The organism is Dactylosporangium sp. NPDC051484 (genome assembly GCF_040689395.1).
Taxonomy (GTDB): Bacteria; Actinomycetota; Actinomycetes; order Mycobacteriales; family Micromonosporaceae; genus Dactylosporangium.
This window is the reverse complement of record NZ_JBFAZX010000001.1, coordinates 35,610-51,495: the sequence shown is the minus strand read 5'-3', so window position 1 is coordinate 51,495 and position 15,886 is coordinate 35,610. Positions and strand designations below refer to the sequence as shown.

Here is a 15,886-nt window from a genome sequence, read left to right as displayed (position 1 = left end):
GCCGGGTGCGTCAGGCCTTGACGGCGCCGGCGGTGAGCCCGCCGATGAAACGTCGCTGGAACACGAGGAAGAGGACGAGGACCGGAATGGACCCGAGGATGCTCATCGCCATCATCTGGTTCCACTCGTACGAGTGCTGGCCCATGAGCAGCTGGATGCCGATCGGCACGGTGCGCATGTCGTCGGTACGGGTCAGCGTCAGCGCGAACAGGTACTCGTTCCACGAGAGCATGAACGTGTAGACCCCGACCGCGATCAGACCGGGCACCGAGATCGGCACCAGAATGCGCCACAGCACGGTCCAGTTGGTGCCGCCGTCGACCTTGACGGACTCGTCCAGTGCTCGTGGCAGCGTGTTCAGGTATGCGGTGATCATGATGACCGCGTACGGAAGGGTGAACACCATGTGCGTGAGGATCAGGCCGGGATAGGTGTTGTACAGGCCGAGCGCGACGACGAGCCCGAAGTACGGAATGACGAGCGTGATCGGCGGCACGGCCTGGACACTGACGATCACGGCGTTGATGGTCTTGGAGAACGGGAACGTGAAGCGGCTGAACGCGAACCCGGCCAGGACGGCCACCAGCAGCGTCAGGATGGTGACCGCGAAGGCGACGATGTAGCTGTTGAGGAAGAACCGCAGCTGGGCACCGCTGCCCAGGATCGCCCGGTAGGCGTCGAGCGAGAAGCTCTCGGTGATGAGCTTCGGCGGGTTCTGAAAGACCTCCCCGTTGCTCTTGAACGAGGTGGACAGCATCCACAGGACCGGCAGGCCGGCGAACAGCCCGCCGATGACGAGCCCGGTGATGACGCCGGCCTTGGCGAGGGCGCGACGGGTCTTGACAGTGGCCACGCGTCTCACCGCTCCCTTTGCTGCTGGCGTACGTAGAAGAAGGCCAGGACCATCGTCAGCAGCAGCACGATCACGGCGGCGGCGGACGCGGTCGCGAACTCGTACTCGCTGAAGGCCTGCTTATAGGTGTACGTGCTGAGCATCTCGGTGGCGTGCAGCGGCCCGCCGCCGGTCGTCATCCAGATCAGTGCGAACTGCTGTGACGTCCAGATCAGGTCGAGCACCGCCATGCTGACGATCACCGGCCGCAGCTGGGGCAGCGTCACGTGCAGGAACCGCTGGAACCAGTTCGTCCCGTCCACGGCGGCCGCTTCGTACAGGTCGTTGGGGATGCCCTGCAACGCGGCGAGCAGGCTGATCATGAAGAACGGGTAGCCGGACCAGATGTTGACGAACGTGATCGCCCAGAGCGCGATGCCCGGGTCACCGAGCCAGTTCACGCCCTCCTGAATGAGCCCCAGCGTGCGCAGCACGTAGTTGACCACGCCGGACGGGTCGAGCAGCAGCCGCCAGATGACGGCGATCACCGCGATCGTGAACAGCCAGGGCAGGATGTAGACGATCCGGAAGATGGCCTTGGTGACCCCGCTCAGCAACTGGGTGTTGAGCATCATCGCGAAGGCCAGGCCGAGAACCAGGTGGGCCACGGCGCTGACCGAGATGAAGATGGCGGTGTTCTTCAGCGCGGTCAGGAAGTCCGGGTCGGTGAGCACCTTGGTGTAGTTGGCGAACCCGGCGAACACCGAGTTCTCCTGGACGATCACGTTGTCCCGGAACGAGTAGCTGATCACCATGATGATGGGGACCACCATCAGGACCACGATCAAAAGCGCCGTAGGGGACAGATAGCCGTACGGGATCAGGCGCCGGGCCAGGGTGGAACGGGTCCGGCCGGGTGTGACCTGCCCCTCGGTGGGCACCGCGGTTTTCGGTGCCGTCGTGGATGTCATCGCTGTCTCCTTGGTCGGGCGCCGCGCCGGCGGACCGGCACGGCGCCCGGGCGGACTACTCGATCACCGAGGACCAGGACTCCTGCGCCTTGGCGAGAGCGTCGGCGACAGTCGTCTTGCCGGTCAGCACGAGCTGGAGCTGCTCGTCGAAGCTGCGCATCAGGTCCTCGGACTTGGGCAGGCCGACGAACTCGTTGGCCGGGTAGCCCTGCTGGTAGATGTCGAAAGCGGTCTTGAACAGCGGGTCACTGTTGCTGAAGTCGGGCTTGGCGTTCTTGTTGCCCGGGAAGCCGTTCGCGAGCGTGCTCAGCTTCGCGTTGGTCTCCTGGCTGAGCAGGTAGGACACGAACTTGAACGCCTCGGCCTTGTGCTTGGTGGAGTTGGAGATGCCGATGCCCCACGACGCATACGGGATGCCGCGGTGGCCGGAGTAGCCGTCCTCGGCCGGCAGGGCCGCCACCTCGAACTTCAGGTCCGGCTTGTTCTTCTTGATCAGGTTGATGTGCGCGAGCGAGTCGATCATCATGCCGACCTGGCCGTTGGTGAACTTCTCGACCTTGTCCTGCTCTTTCATGGTGAGCGAGCCGGGGGCGATGACGCCTGCGTCGTTCAGGCTCTTCACGTACTCGACCGTGCTCTTGACCGGCGCACTGGTCAGGTTGGGCTTGCCCTTGTCCAGCATGCTGCCGCCGGACGCCCAGAGCCAGGACATGACGTCGTTCTGGATGCCGTTGGGGACGGCGGTGTCGAGCGGGAGCACCCAGCCCTTCACGTCGCCGCCGGTCGCGGTGATCTTCTTGGCCGCGTCGAGGAACTGGGTGCGCGTGGCGGGCACCTCGGCGACGCCGGCCTTGGTGAGCAGGTCCTTGTTGACGAAGAGCGGGTAGACGAAGTTGACCACCGGGATCATGTAGGTCTTGTCCTTGACCTGCACCTGGCTGGTGAGCTGGCCGGCGTCGTAGTTCGCGTCGGCCATCAGCTTGGACAGATCGGTGATCGCACCCTGCTTGGCGAAGTCGTTAACCCAGGCGCCGTCGAGGCCCACCACGTCGGGCAGGGTCTTCGACGCGGCGCCGGTGACCAGTTGCTGCTTGGTCGACGCGTACGGCGCGCTCAGCAGCTTGATCTTGATGTTCGGGTTCTGTGCCGTGAAATCGTTGACGATCTTGTCGAACTCACCGGCCGGAAGCTCGGCCCCCCACCACTGGGCGAACTCCAGCGTCACGGTGCCGCCCGAGGCGGTGTCGCCCGAGTCGCCCGAGCCGCACGCCGCCACGAACGCGATCGTCGAAGCCGCCGTCACCGCCCCTATCACTCGCTTCAGCCGGGTTGCACGAACTGCCATGGCGAGCTCCTTCTATATCGAGATCTTTCTGTTCTGTGCTGTGTTGGCGCCACGTTAGCAGCGGGTTACAGATGAAGACAAGAGAAGAACAGCAGAAAGCTGCGAAGTACGGCATACTGTTGCGCTATGAGGCAGAGCCTGGCATCCCGAGGTCACCCTCCGAGCTGTAGTTTGCCCAGCTGGAACCGATCTTCGAGCAGCCCTGCCCAGAAGTGCAGCTCTTCGCGGCTCTACGCAGCGACATGCTCAGTGCACACGGATTTGTGGCATACTGCTGCACTGACAAGGAGGAATCAGTGAGCGTTGGCAGGGACGAGAGGCAGCGCCACCTACCTGCCGGACGCAAGGCTCAGCTGGCCGCGTATGTTGCCGACACTGGCCAGGTCACGGTAGGCGAGCTCGCGGAGCGCTTCAGTGTCTCCATCGACACCGTGCGGCGTGATCTCGATCAGCTGGCCGCCGAAGGCATCCTCGTGCGCACGTATGGCGGCGCCGTCAGCCTGTCCACGGTCTTCCGCACCGACCGCGCCGTCGACCAGCGGCTCACCGTGCAGGAGCAGGAGAAGGAGAAGATCGCGGCGCTGGCCGCGGCCCTGGTCCAGGACGGCTCGACCATCATGATCAACGGCGGGACGACCACCCTCGCGCTCGCCCGCAACCTCGGCCAGCACCGCGACCTCACGGTGGCGACGAACAATCTGCTGGTGCCGGGCGCGCTCCCGCCCACGGCCATCCGCGACATCTACATCTTCGGCGGCGCGGTGCGCGCGCTCACCCTCGCCACGATCGGCCCGGTCAGCTTCCGCGCCAACACCGGCGCTGAGCTGGACATCAGCTGCGATCTGGCGCTGATCGGCGTCGGCGCGATCTCCGCCGACGCCGGCTACACGACGAGCAACCTCGCCGAGGCCGCGATGATGCAGGAGATGATCGCCCGCGCGGCCCGCGTGGCGATCCTCGCCGACTCCACCAAGTTCGGCCGCCGCCTGTTCGCCCAGGTGTCGGAGCTCGGTGCCGCCGACTACCTGATCACCGACACCACGCCGCCACCCGACCTGCGGGACGCCCTCAAGGCGAGCGGCGTGGAGCTGATCACCCCCGCCAAGGCCCTAGCGCCACGGCAGGCGTGAGCGTTCCTGCCAGTAACGGGTGGCGGGCATCGCCAGGTCTTCGCACCGGGCGGGGTCGACGGTGAGCTCCTCCGCTCGCAGGTTCGAGGCCAGCTGGTCACCGGTCGCGGCCCCGGACAGCACGATGCTCGCCCAGGGCTGATGCAGCACCGCCGCGAGCGCGGCGGCATCGCCGGGCGCGTGCTCGCCCACGGCGAGACGGCCGTTGGCGAGCGCCTCCTTGACGATGACCAGGCATCCCGCGTCATGCGCCTCGGCGAGCGCTGGGCCGGCACTGGGCTCCAGGAGATTCCAGGTGGCCTGCACGCTGCGGAACAAGGGCCGTCCGCCGACCCGCACGCCGAGCGCGGCCCGGATCGCCTCGGCCTGCGCGGGGCCGCTGGTCGACAGCCCGATCACCGTGCCCTGCGCGGCGAGGTCGGCGAGCCGGCGGTGCAGGGCCGCGTCGTGCAGCGCGGGGCTGTCCGGGGTGAGCGAGTGGATCTGGTAGAGGTCGAGGCGGTCGCCAAGCAGGGCCCGGGTCTCGACGAGCTGCCGGTCGAAGGTGGCGGCGCCGTGGTCCTTGACCTCGTGCACCTCGGCGTCGATCCGCCACCCGGCCGTGTAGGTGTAGCCCCACTTGCTGCCGACGACGACATCGCCGGCGGTCGGCCGGGTGTCCAGCCACTGGGCCAGGAATTCTTCGGCCCGGCCGTAGGAGCGGGCGACGTCGAAATACCTGATGCCGGCCGCGTACGCCCGATCGAGGAGATCGTGAGCACGTGCGCGCATCGCCGCGACCGTCCGTTCGGCGGGCAGGTCCGCGGCGCGTCCGAGATTGATATAGCCCGGGCGGCCGACGGCCGCCAGCCCCAGCCCGATCCGGGAGGCTCCCACCAGGCGATCGACGATTTCCATGGTCCCATCCAACGCCCTGGCCGCAGCTCGCCCTCGGCGCCTCGTTCCTTACCTGTATATCAGCTGGCCGCGGCGGCCTGGGCGTCCCACATCGTGATGACCACGCCGAGCACGAAGATCTGCACCGGCAGCGGCAGGCCGGGCAGGTCGGCGGCGACGTCACCGCGCCAGACGCTGGTGCGCCGCACCGAGCCGACCCGACGCCCGTCGGTGACCAGTTCCTGCTCGGTGCCGAAGATCGAGGAGCGCCGGAAGTGATACGCCCGGCCGGCTGCCTCGACGGTCCACTGCTTGCGGCCGACCCGCTCGGCCCGGGCTACCTGCGCGCCGGATCCGTCGACCATGGTGAACCGGCTGCCCCAGACATTGCCGCGCACCTCGTAGCGCCGGCCGTCGAGCGTGAAATCGCCGCCGTTGTTCCACAGCGCGCCGTCCCACGTGATCACCGTGCGGCCGTCGGCGACGACCTCGTAACGGCTCCGCCAGACGCTGGTCCTCCTGGCCTGCAGCATGCTGCCAGGGTAGCCACAGCGGACAACCACATCACGCATGATCACCCACAATCCGCCGGCCGTCACGATCGCAGCGGCATGCTTGGGGCGATACCGGCCCGGCTTCCAACCGGATAACCGGAAGGCGGCCGGGCCGGATCCTCGCGGGGGTCAGTCCGTCCGCCGCGCCGACGAACACCGGCGCGTAGCGCCGGCCTGTGGTGCCGTAACCGTGACTGCCGTACTACACCAGGCCGTGCTCGTAGGCGAACACGACGATCTGCACCCGGTCGCGAAGCGCGAGCTTGCGAAGGATGGCGCCGACATGGGTTTTGACCGTGGACTCACTGGCGAACACGGTCCCGGCGATCTCCGCGTTGGACAGCCCACTGGCCACAGCGGTGAACACCTCGCGCTCCTTGTCCGTCAGCCCCAGAAACGCCGCGGGCGGCGGCGCTTCGGCCTGGAACTGCTTGTCCAGCAAGGTGGCGAGGTCCTGCGGGGCGAGGACGGCGTTACCGCTGTAGACGGTACGGATCGCGTCGCGCAGCATCAGCGGCGTGGTGTCCTTGAGGAGAAAGCCGCTGGCGCCGTGGCGGATCGCGGTCGCCGCCCGGTCGTCGAGGTTGAAGGTGGTCAGCACGATCACCCGTACAGGCTTGGTCCGTTGCGCGACCCGCTCGGGGGCGAAGATCTGCCGGCTCGCCTCCACGCCGTCCATCTCGGGCATCCGGATGTCCATCAGCACGACGTCGGGCTGCAACTGCTCGACCAGCCTGACCGCCTCGATCCCGTCGCCGGCCGCGCCGACCACGCGCATGCCGTCCTGGGCGTCGACGATGACGCGTACCCCTTCCCGGAAGAGCTTCTGATCATCGACGAGCAGCACCGTGATCTCGTCGCTCATCGCGCTCCGCCCTGCACCGGCACCCACGCGGTCACGGTGAAGGTCGTCCCGGCAGGCTGCTCGCGGCGGCGCACGTCGAGGTGGCCGCCGATGGATTCGAGCCGGCGTCGCATACCGTCCAAACCGCGCCCGGCAACGCCGTCAGTCTGAGGGGAAGCCTCCGCCATGTTGCTCACCTCTATCCGCAAGGTGTCGGCGAAGCCACCGGCCGCCTGCGCCGCTGGCCAGTGCCGCTCGGCCACGATCGGCTGGTCCCGCCGGCCGTGCTTGATCGCATTGGTCAGCATCTCCTGCAACACCCGGTAGGCCACCGCCTCGGTTTCGCGTGGCAGCTGATGCGGTGTGCCCAGCTCCGTCGCGACGATCTCATGTCCGCTGCTGCGCACCCCGTCGATGAGACCGTCGAACCTGCCGACGTCGCCGGGCCTGGTGCTCGCCTGCTGGGTGGAGGAGAGCACCTGGCGCACGTCTTGCAGGGAGGAACGCGCCGAGGTCGCGATCGTCTGCAGGGTCTGCTTCAGCTCCGCGGTGTCCTGCAGGTACTGCCCGGACTCGGCCTGGGCCAGGATCACCGCGAGCGAGTGGCCGACGACATCGTGGACGTCGCGGGCGAGCCGGGTCTGCTGGTCACGCAGATGTGCGATCTCACGGGCATGTTCCGTCTCGCGCCAGGCCCCGGCGGCGGCCTCCTCGGCGGCGAGCATGGACTCCCGCGAGGTGCTCGCCCGTTCAAGGAAACGCATGACCAGGCCCGCCGGCCAAGGGCCGGCGACCAGCAGCAGCCCGACGAGCGACAGGGCCAGCCTGGCCGTCGGTCCGTAGCCGACGATGACGCCCAGCTTCGAACCGCCGAGGAGCAGGTCGAAGATGACAATCGCACCATCGTGAAGCACGAATGCCACGACCACGGCCAGTGGCACAGAAAGCGCACTCAGCACCACGGTCGCGGTGCTGCCCCACCGGGCGCCGGCGAAGAACACGGCGGTCAGCGCGAATTCGGACAGCATGATCGGCACGCCGTTGACCACGTGGAACAGGCCCATCGCCCAGACGACTCCAAGCGCGGCGCCCGGCGCGCGACGGCACAGGCCGACCGCGGCCGCCACGCCGATCGCCAGGGTGAAGCCGTCCCTACGGCCACCTGGGATCGCCCACGTCAGGTACGCCTCGATGAAGCCGATCACGAGCACGGCGAACGCCGCGATCGCCCCGGGCAGCCAGGGGCGCCACCCTGTTTCGCTCATCCGTCCGTCCAGCTACGTGGGGGGAAGGTCCCGGCAAGGGAACCACCTTGGGGGGTGCACCGGCAAAGCCGGTGACGGTCGCCACGCAGCGAACCGGCGATCATCCGGACAGCACATCGCGTACCAGAAGATCGAGCAGCTCATGGAAGGACATCCCGAGGGCGGCGAACATCCGCGGCGCCTGCGACTGCGCGGTGAAGCCGGGCATCGTGTTGACCTCATTGAGGACCGGCCCCCGCTCGGTCAGGAAGAAGTCGACCCGGGCGAGGCCGGCGCAGCCCAGCGCGTCGTACATGTCCACCGCCGCCCGCTCGAGGTCCTTGCGGGCCGCCTCATCCAGTGGGGCCGGGAGAAGGAACTGCGGCGAGCCGGCGTACTTGGCGGCATGGTCGAAGATCTCGCCGTCGGGGACGACGATCTCCAGCGGCGGCGCCACCATCCGCGATCCGTCGGGCCGGCCCAGCACGGCCACGTCGATCTCGCGACCGACCACGACATCCTCCACGAGGACCCGGTCGTCGAGGGCGAACGCGGCGTCCAGGGCCGCGGTCAGCCCGGCGGCACCGCGCACGAGGGTCACGCCGTGGCTGGACCCGGCGGCGACGGGTTTGACGACGACCGGGCGGTTGAAGGTGTACGACGCCGCGGTGCGCCGGGTGAGCAACTGAGCCGGCGCGGTGTCGATACCCACGGCACCGGCGACGAGCTTGGTCACCCACTTGTCCATAGCCAGCGCTCCCGCGCCCAGTGGCGAACCCACACATGGCACGTCCGCCAGATCGCACAGCGCCGCGAGCGTGCCGTCCTCACCGTGCGGACCATGCAGCACCGGGAACACCGCCGCGCAGGAGCCCAGCGCATGAACCGCCCCGGCCAGGCCGATCGGGTGGTTCTCCCGGTCCCGCCAGACGCCTTCGGGATCGATGGTGAGGCGAACGACGTCGTATCCGGCCTCGGCAAGGGCTTCGGCGACCGCGGCGGCCGAGGCAAGGGAAACCTCGTGTTCGCAGTTGCGGCCGCCACCGATGACGGCGAGGCGAATGCTGGTCATGGGGCACTCCTTCGTAGCGGGCGGGCGCTGAGACCCGTGACGATCTCGTGTTCGAGGGTCTGGGCCCACCGGGCCCATTCTGCTGTGGTCGGCTCGCCGTGGTCGCCCGGGCCGAAGACGGTCACGATGTCGTCGACGGTCACGGGCGGCGCCAGCGGGTCGAGGCCGAGGTCGACGACGGTCATGTCCATGGAGATCCGGCCGACGACGGGCCGGCGCGCCCCGCGGACCCAGACCTCCGCGCGGTGGGAGGCGAGCCGGGGCAGGCCGTCGGCGTAGCCGACCGGGATCAGACCCAGCCGGGTCGGGCGCGGCGTTGTCCAGGTGTGCCCGTAGCCGACCGGTGTGCCGGCCGGCACGCTGCGGACGCTCACCAGCGGGGCGGTCAGGGTCAGGGCGGGTCGCAGCCGTACCGTGCCCGATTCGTCAATGCCGACCAGGCCCGCGCCGATACGGCTCATGGTGTGGTGGGCAAGCGGGTCCGAGAGGGTGGCGGCGGTCGCGGCCAGATGGTGGTCCGCCGGGCGCAGCCCGGCGGACCTGGCCACACGCGATCCCCAGGCGAACCGGTCGCGGCCCGCCGCGTTGGCGGGGTGGCCGGGATGATCGGCGCAGGGCAGGTGACCCATGATCCCGACGACGTGGACCTGTCCGCACCGCTCGGCTTCGCGGGCCTCACGGCACAGGCGTTCCCACTCGGCGGGTTCGGCACCATCGCGCCCCATGCCGGTGTCCAGCTGGAGATGGATACGCGCCCCAGGCGCGCTGCGGGCGATCGCGCGCAGGTGCTCCAGGCCTGGAACGCCGAGTTCGATGTGCTGGTCAAGCGCGGTGGCGAAGTCGGCGCCGACCGGGTTGAGCCAGCTCAGCACACGCTCGGTCAGGCCCGCGGCGCGCAGCGACAGAGCCTCGTCAATGCTGGTGACACCGAAACGGGTCGCTCCGCCGGCGAGTGCGGCACGCGCGACGTCCACCTGACCGTGGCCGAAGCCGTTGGCCTTGACCACCGCCATCACCTCGCCGGCCGTCCGGGACTTGATGGTGCGCACGTTGGCGGTGACGGCCGCCAGGTCGACCTCGAGAATGGCCCGGCCGGATGCGGTACGCGGCCTCGGCGCGAGCACACTCATGCGGCGCCACTGAGCACCGGGCCGTACAGCGCGGCGCCGGCTCCGGTCGCCAGGGCCCAATAGCGGTCACCGTACGAGTAATGCCACCATTCGGTGGGATAGTTGACCAGCCCTTCCCGGCCTAGCACCCGGGCGAGCAGCTCGCGGTTGGCTCGTGCCAGGGCGCTGATCCCTTCGGCGGCGAAGTAGCAGCGTCCACCGGATTGTTCCGGGGTGGCATCGATCGGCGTGCCCAGGTCGAGTTCATTGCCGTGCGAGTCGACGAGCGTCAGGTCGACGGCGGCGCCGGCCACGTGGGGCGCCACCTCCAACGGGGCCACGAACCGGCTGGTCAGCACGCGAAGCTCGGGATCGGTAATATCGGGATGTTCGGTACGAATCTCGGCCGAGTAGCGCTCGATGATCGCCTGCTGCCGATGCGAAGGGCGGTAGCCCTCCACCACCCGCAGGAAGATCCCCGGCGGTAGGGCGGCCCGCGCGGACTCCAGCCGGATGGCCAGCTCGCGACGCACAAAGGCCCTGGCCGGTCCGAACCCGCGGTCGAGAGCGACCAGCGGCTCATCGACACCATGAACCGGAACAGCGGACACGCGTGGATCAGACAGCAGGAGGGTCACGGCACCACCCTGACCGGCGCGCTCCCGCGGTGCCTCCGTCCGAGGTGCCGATCAATGGTCCTCAAGGCTGAGCCGTCGGGCCCGCGGGAGGAGGTCACCGGCGGCGCCCGCGACGCACGATCAAGGCCATGGTCCGGCCGGTGTGCCTCGGCTGCCCGCACCTGGCTCGACCAGCCCGATCTGAGATAATCCTGCCGAGGCGTCACGCGATCATGCGTACCAAGGAAGCGGGAAATCGTGACTAGAACCGAGATCGGCCAACTCCGTGATCATGTCGGGCAGGTCGTTCGCATTTGCGGCTGGGTACAAGCACTGCGCCTGCAACGGAAGATGCAGTTCGTGATCGTGCGGGATCCGTCTGGGTCATTGCAGGTGACGCACCGCCGCGGCGGTGAGGACGACCCGATCGAGCAGGCGCTGGAGGGGCTGACCCCGCAGTCCGCGGTCGCCATCACCGGCCTCGTGAAGGCGAACGAGATCGTGAACCTTGGTGGCCTCGAACTGATTCCCGAGAAGATCGAGGTCCTCGCCACCGCCGAGACGCCGCTGCCGATCGACCTCGAGTCCGGCCCGGAGGTGCAGCAGGACTGGCGCTTCCTCGACGTGCGCATGCGGCCTCAGCAGCGGCACGTCTTCGCCATCCAGACCTGCGTCGAGCAGGGCATGCGGGAGCAGGCGTATGCCGAGGGCTTCACCGAGATGCACACCCCGAAGCTGATGGGCACGGCCTCGGAGTCCGGCGCCGAGGTGTTCGCGCTGGAATACTTCGGCCGCAAGGCGTATCTCGCGCAGTCGCCGCAATTCTTTAAGCAGATGACCATCGGTGCCGGTATCGAGCGCACCTTCGAGATCGGGCCCGTGTTCCGGGCCGAGCCGTCGTTCACGTCGCGGCATTCCACTGAATTTACTGGCGTCGATGTCGAGATCGCCTGGATCGACGACGTCGAGGACGTGATGCAGTTCGAGGAGCGCATGCTGCGGCACACGCTCGAGAAGGTCAAGGAGCGCTACGGCGACCTGATCCGGGAGACCTACGACGTCGACGTCGTGGTGCCGGAGCTGCCCTTCCCGCGGCTGACGATGGCCCAGGCGCGCGAGGTGCTGGAGAAGGCGGGCTGGACCCCGACCAAGGCCAAGGGCGACCTCGACCCGGCCGGCGAGCGGCTCCTCTCGGCCCACGTCCGCGAGGAATATGGGCACGAGTTCGTTTTCGTGACGCAGTACCCGATCTCGGTCCGGCCGTTCTACCACATGCGCGAGGCGGACGACCCGCAGGTGACGAAGAGCTTCGACCTGCTGTGGAAGGGTCTGGAGATCACTACGGGCGCCCAGCGCGAACACCGCTACGACGTGCTCGTGGCGCAGGCCGCCGAGAAGGGCATGAACACCGAGCCCATGCGCGACTACCTCAACGTCTTCCGCTACGGCACGCCGCCGCACGGTGGTTTCGGTCTCGGCCTCAACCGCTTCCTCATGGTGCTCCTCGGCCTGGGCAGCATCCGGGACGTGACCTTCCTGTTCCGCGGCCCGAACCGGCTCGAACCCTGACGGTGCTCAGCGGTAGGCGGCCGCCTGGATCGAGTACAGCTCGGCATACGTGCCGCCCCGCTGCATCAGGGTGGCGTGGCTGCCGAACTCCAGGATTCCGCCGTCGCCCACCACGATGATCAGGTCCGCGATCCGGACCGTGGAGAAGCGGTGGGTGACGAGGAGGGTCACGGTGCCCGTGCGCTGGGACGCCTGCCGCGCACCGGCCGCGTACTGCTCGAAGAGGCGGTGCTCGGTCTCGGCGTCGAGGGCGGCGGACGGCTCGTCCAGAATCAGCAGGAGCGGGTCGGTGCGCATCATGGCGCGGCCGAGCGCGAGCTTCTGCCACTGGCCGCCGGACAGCTCCGCCCCGTCCGCGTAGGCCTTGCCCAGCTGGGTGGACCAGCCGTCCGGCAGTCCCTCGACGACGTCCGTGCCGCCGGCGCGCTCCAGCGCGGCGGCCGCGGCCGCCTCGTCGTCGACGCGCGGCACGTCACCCACGCCGACCGTCTGCCGCACCGGCAGCTGGAAGCGGGCGAAGTCCTGGAAGCCGGCCGCGATCCGGGAGCGCCACTCGGGAACGGCGAAGCCGGCGATGTCGACGCCGTCCACCTCGATCGCGCCGGCGGCCGGGTCGTAGAACCGGCACAGCAGCTTGACGAGGGTGGACTTGCCGGCGCCGTTCTCCCCGACCAGGGCCACCGTCGAACCGGCGGGCAGGACGCAGTCCACGTCGGCGAGCACCGGGCCCTCGGCCTCCGGATAGCTGAAGCCGACCCCGCGCAGCCGGATCCCGGTCGTGATGCGCTCCGGCACGGCGTGGCCGGGCGGCGGCGCGGACTGGGCGGCGGCGCTCTCCAGCCAGCGCAGCCGCCGCACGACGGAGGCCGCGCCGTCCATCTCCTGGAGCAGGCCGATGCCGTGGCTCACCTGGAAGTGCACCTGCGCGGCGAGCGACACGGTGAGCACGACGGTGCCGACGGATCCGTTGCCCCGGACCGTGTGGTCGACGACCAGCAGCACCGCGCCGAGGTAGCCGACGGCGAAAGAGAGCAGGCCGGCGATGCGCAGGGCCGCCGCGCGGATCTCCGCGCGCCACAGGGTCGCCGTCGTCTCGCGCCACAGCTTCCCGTGCTCGTCGAGCAGGCGCGGGGTCAGGCGGCACAGCCGGACCTCCTTGGAGGTACTGGCCTTGGTCATCAGCCCGTAGATGTGCAGGGCGAGCCGGCTGCGCTCGGCGCTCGTGGTCCGCGCGGCGTCCACCAGGGCCTCGGCGCGGCGGCCGGTGAGCAGCGGCGGGATCGCCAGGAGCGGCAGCAGGAGCAGCCACGGGCTCACCCGGGCCAGGATGATCGCGGTGATGACCATGGCGGTCAGGATTCCGGTGCCGCTGAGCAGCGCCTGGAGGCTCCAGGCGATCCGGTGCAGCTGCTGGCGTACGGCGGCGAGGTGGTCGGCGTACTCCGGCCGGTCGTGATGGGCCATCGTGTCCGAGTCGCCGGCCACCCGCATCAGGCGCTCGTCGAGATCGGCGATCAGCAGCTCGATGAGCTCGAAGTACACGATGTGCGCGAAGTGGCCGAACGTCACCGCCCCAATCAGGGCGACGGCGATGGCCGTCCCCGCCCGGGTGGCGGCCGCCGGATCGCGGTCGATCGCGGCGTCCACCAGAGCGCCCAGCCAGGGCGCGGCGAGCGGCATCGCGACCGCCTGCAGCACCATCAGCACCACCGCGGTGATCATGCGAACGGGGCTGCGGCGTAGCGCGATGCCCCCGACGGTGCCGATGGCCAGGACGAGCTCCCGCATCAGGCCCCTCCTTCCGTCGCCTCGGCCGGTGCGCCGACGGGGCCGGCGAACAGGGTTGCCTGCAGAGCGAACATCTCGGCGTACCGGCCGCCGGCGGCCACCAGCTCCGCGTGGCTGCCCTGCTCCAGCACCCGCCCGTCCGCCAGCACCACGATGTGGTCAGCGCGGCGAACGGTGGAGAACCGGTGGGAGATCAACACGGTGGTGGCACCCCGGGTCGCCTCCAGGAAGTTCTCGTAGAACCGCGCCTCGGCCCGGATGTCCAGCGCCGAGGTGGGCTCGTCCAGGACGAGGACCTGCGCGCCGGCCTGCATGGCGTAGACCGCCCGGGAGATCGCCAGGGCCTGCCACTGTCCCCCGGACAGCGAGGCCCCGTCGGTGTACTGCGTCGACATGGGGGTCTGCAGCCCGCGCGGGAGCCGCTCCAGGATCTCCAGCACCCCGGCGCGCTCGGCGGCCTCGCGCACGGCCGGCAGGCTGAAGGGCACGTCGGGCGCGCCGAGCGCGATGTTGTCCGCGGCGGTGAAGTCGTAGCGGATGAAGTCCTGGAAGACGACGCTGAGCCGGCGTCGCCACTGGTCGACGTCGAAGGTCCGGGCGTCGATGCCGTCGACCTCCAGGCGCCCCGCCGTCGGTTCGTACAGCCGGCCGAGCAGGTTCACCAGCGTGGTCTTGCCGGCCCCGTTCACGCCGACGATGGCGGTGCACTGCCCGGCGCGCAGCTCCAGGTCCAGGCCGTTCAGCGTGGGCCGGGCCGCGCCTGGGTACTGAAACGTCAGGCCTACGCAGCGGATGTGCGCGCGCGGCAGGCCACTCGGATCGGCCTGCCGTCCCGGTGCATCGTCCGGTGCCGGCGTCGGCGCGAGCTCGCGGGCCCGCTGCCGGAACTCGTCGGCCGCGCGGTTGGCCGTCATCCCGAACTGGGTGGGCACGTCCGCCTCGGCGTAGTAGTCGCCCAGCAGCACGCCGCCGGCGATGGCCTGCACCGCCAGGGACAGCGCCGTCAGCGACAGCTCGCCGGCGGCGCTGCGGGTCGCCACCGCGGCCAGCAGCCCGGCCGTCGCGAGGAACGCGACGACGGTGATGGCCAGGTACGGCGCCACGTAGACGCGCCGGCGGGCCCGCCAGGTGAAGTCCATGCTCTCGTCGTAACTGTCCCGGTACTGGCCGCGCAGCCACTGGCCGAGCCCGAACACCCGCAGTTCCTTCGCCACCGCCGCGTCCGACGCGAGGTCGCGGAGGTAGTCCGTGCGGCGGCCGGCCGCGATGAGGCTGCGGCGGGCCACGGAGTACTTGCGCAGCCCGCCCCGGTTGCCGTATCGGAAGAGCAGCACCACGCCGACCAGGCCGAGGCCGAGATACCACGACGTCACCACGCCGAGCATGGCCGCCAGGCCGAGCAGCCGGGTGTACCGGGCGATCAGCGCGAGCTGCCCGGCGCAGGCCTTGCCGGGCGTGTTCTCCGTGCCCTGCAGCCAGCGGCTGGCCTCGCTCAGCGAGGCGACCGCCTGTGGGTCCTCGAGCGCGGCGATGCCCGGCCCGCTACTGGCGGTGGCCATCAGGCGGTTGTAGATCCCGCCGTCGACCCGCCGCTTGACCAGTTCGCCGAGCGCGGACTGCAGCGGCGCCAGGACCTGCTGAAGGAGGAAGAGGCCCGCCGCGACGGCGAACGGGGCCCAGAGGATGTCCCACCGCTCGGAGCGCATCGCCTCCGGGACGCGACCGATCAGCACGCTGGTGGCGAGCACGAACCCGAGCGGAGCGGCCCCCAGCGCCACGTTGAGCAGGGCGAGCGCGCCGGTCAGCGGCAGGCCCGCGGCGCGGAACTCGCGGACGACCAGCAATCGCGGGCGCACTGCCTCCTGCCACCACATCGATGCTCTGGAAGGGCTCGGTGACGTAGCGTCGAACATCCGGTAGTCGCTTTCCCAGTGC

The 15,886-nt window shown here is 69.5% G+C and carries 14 protein-coding genes; 2 read left to right on the top strand and 12 right to left on the bottom strand.

The genetic code is table 11. The annotated features are described in order from the left end of the window. Positions 1-10: 10 nt before the first annotated feature. The 3 genes from AB0367_RS00190 to AB0367_RS00180 are packed head-to-tail and all read right to left on the bottom strand — an operon-like array spanning position 11 to position 3,148. Positions 11-853, bottom strand: a complete 843-nt coding sequence (locus tag AB0367_RS00190) for a carbohydrate ABC transporter permease (RefSeq protein ID WP_366223959.1) — start codon at positions 851-853, stop codon at positions 11-13. 5 nt (positions 854-858) lie between these two features. Next, the gene (locus tag AB0367_RS00185; RefSeq protein ID WP_366223958.1) at positions 859-1,803 is read right to left on the bottom strand and encodes a sugar ABC transporter permease; all 945 of its coding nucleotides are present in this window, start codon (positions 1,801-1,803) and stop codon (positions 859-861) included. A 55-nt stretch (positions 1,804-1,858) separates the two neighbouring features. After that, positions 1,859-3,148 (bottom strand): sugar ABC transporter substrate-binding protein, encoded by a 1,290-nt coding sequence (locus AB0367_RS00180; RefSeq protein WP_366223957.1) that lies wholly within the window; start codon positions 3,146-3,148, stop codon positions 1,859-1,861. Between the two features lie 296 nt (positions 3,149-3,444). Between AB0367_RS00180 and AB0367_RS00175 the strand changes: the two genes are divergently transcribed. Continuing rightward, on the top strand, positions 3,445-4,278 hold the full coding sequence (locus tag AB0367_RS00175; RefSeq protein WP_366223956.1) for a DeoR/GlpR family DNA-binding transcription regulator: 834 nt from the start codon (positions 3,445-3,447) through the stop codon (positions 4,276-4,278). On the opposite strand, the gene AB0367_RS00170 is transcribed toward AB0367_RS00175, so the two are convergent. From AB0367_RS00170 to AB0367_RS00140, 7 genes are all read right to left on the bottom strand, one after another. Then, positions 4,258-5,175, bottom strand: coding sequence for an aldo/keto reductase (locus tag AB0367_RS00170; RefSeq protein WP_366223955.1), 918 nt, complete (start codon positions 5,173-5,175; stop codon positions 4,258-4,260). The two genes, AB0367_RS00175 and AB0367_RS00170, sit on opposite strands and share 21 nt — an antisense overlap. Positions 5,176-5,234: 59 nt before the next feature. Next, entirely contained in the window at positions 5,235-5,687 is a 453-nt protein-coding gene (locus AB0367_RS00165) for a hypothetical protein (RefSeq protein WP_366223954.1), read from the bottom strand. A gap of 223 nt (positions 5,688-5,910) precedes the next feature. After that, a complete protein-coding gene (locus AB0367_RS00160; protein WP_366223953.1) occupies positions 5,911-6,573 on the bottom strand; it encodes a response regulator transcription factor in 663 nt (220 codons plus the stop codon). Continuing rightward, entirely contained in the window at positions 6,570-7,817 is a 1,248-nt protein-coding gene (locus tag AB0367_RS00155) for a histidine kinase (RefSeq protein WP_366223952.1), read from the bottom strand. The genes AB0367_RS00160 and AB0367_RS00155 overlap by 4 nt, the downstream gene beginning before the upstream one ends. A gap of 100 nt (positions 7,818-7,917) precedes the next feature. Continuing rightward, on the bottom strand, positions 7,918-8,868 hold the full coding sequence (locus AB0367_RS00150) for a D-alanine--D-alanine ligase (RefSeq protein ID WP_366223951.1): 951 nt from the start codon (positions 8,866-8,868) through the stop codon (positions 7,918-7,920). Continuing rightward, on the bottom strand, positions 8,865-9,998 hold the full coding sequence (gene alr, locus AB0367_RS00145; protein ID WP_366223950.1) for an alanine racemase: 1,134 nt from the start codon (positions 9,996-9,998) through the stop codon (positions 8,865-8,867). Before alr ends, AB0367_RS00150 begins: the two co-directional genes overlap by 4 nt. Then, positions 9,995-10,615 (bottom strand): M15 family metallopeptidase, encoded by a 621-nt coding sequence (locus AB0367_RS00140; protein WP_366223949.1) that lies wholly within the window; start codon positions 10,613-10,615, stop codon positions 9,995-9,997. Before AB0367_RS00140 ends, alr begins: the two co-directional genes overlap by 4 nt. 237 nt (positions 10,616-10,852) lie before the next feature. Between AB0367_RS00140 and aspS the strand changes: the two genes are divergently transcribed. Further along, positions 10,853-12,163, top strand: a complete 1,311-nt coding sequence (aspS, locus tag AB0367_RS00135) for an aspartate--tRNA(Asn) ligase (protein ID WP_366223948.1) — start codon at positions 10,853-10,855, stop codon at positions 12,161-12,163. A gap of 6 nt (positions 12,164-12,169) precedes the next feature. On the opposite strand, the gene AB0367_RS00130 is transcribed toward aspS, so the two are convergent. Both AB0367_RS00130 and AB0367_RS00125 read right to left on the bottom strand, forming a co-directional pair. Then, entirely contained in the window at positions 12,170-13,951 is a 1,782-nt protein-coding gene (locus AB0367_RS00130) for an ABC transporter ATP-binding protein (protein ID WP_366223947.1), read from the bottom strand. Further along, positions 13,951-15,807 (bottom strand): ABC transporter ATP-binding protein, encoded by a 1,857-nt coding sequence (locus tag AB0367_RS00125; protein ID WP_366223946.1) that lies wholly within the window; start codon positions 15,805-15,807, stop codon positions 13,951-13,953. The genes AB0367_RS00130 and AB0367_RS00125 overlap by 1 nt, the downstream gene beginning before the upstream one ends. Positions 15,808-15,886 lie beyond the last annotated feature (79 nt).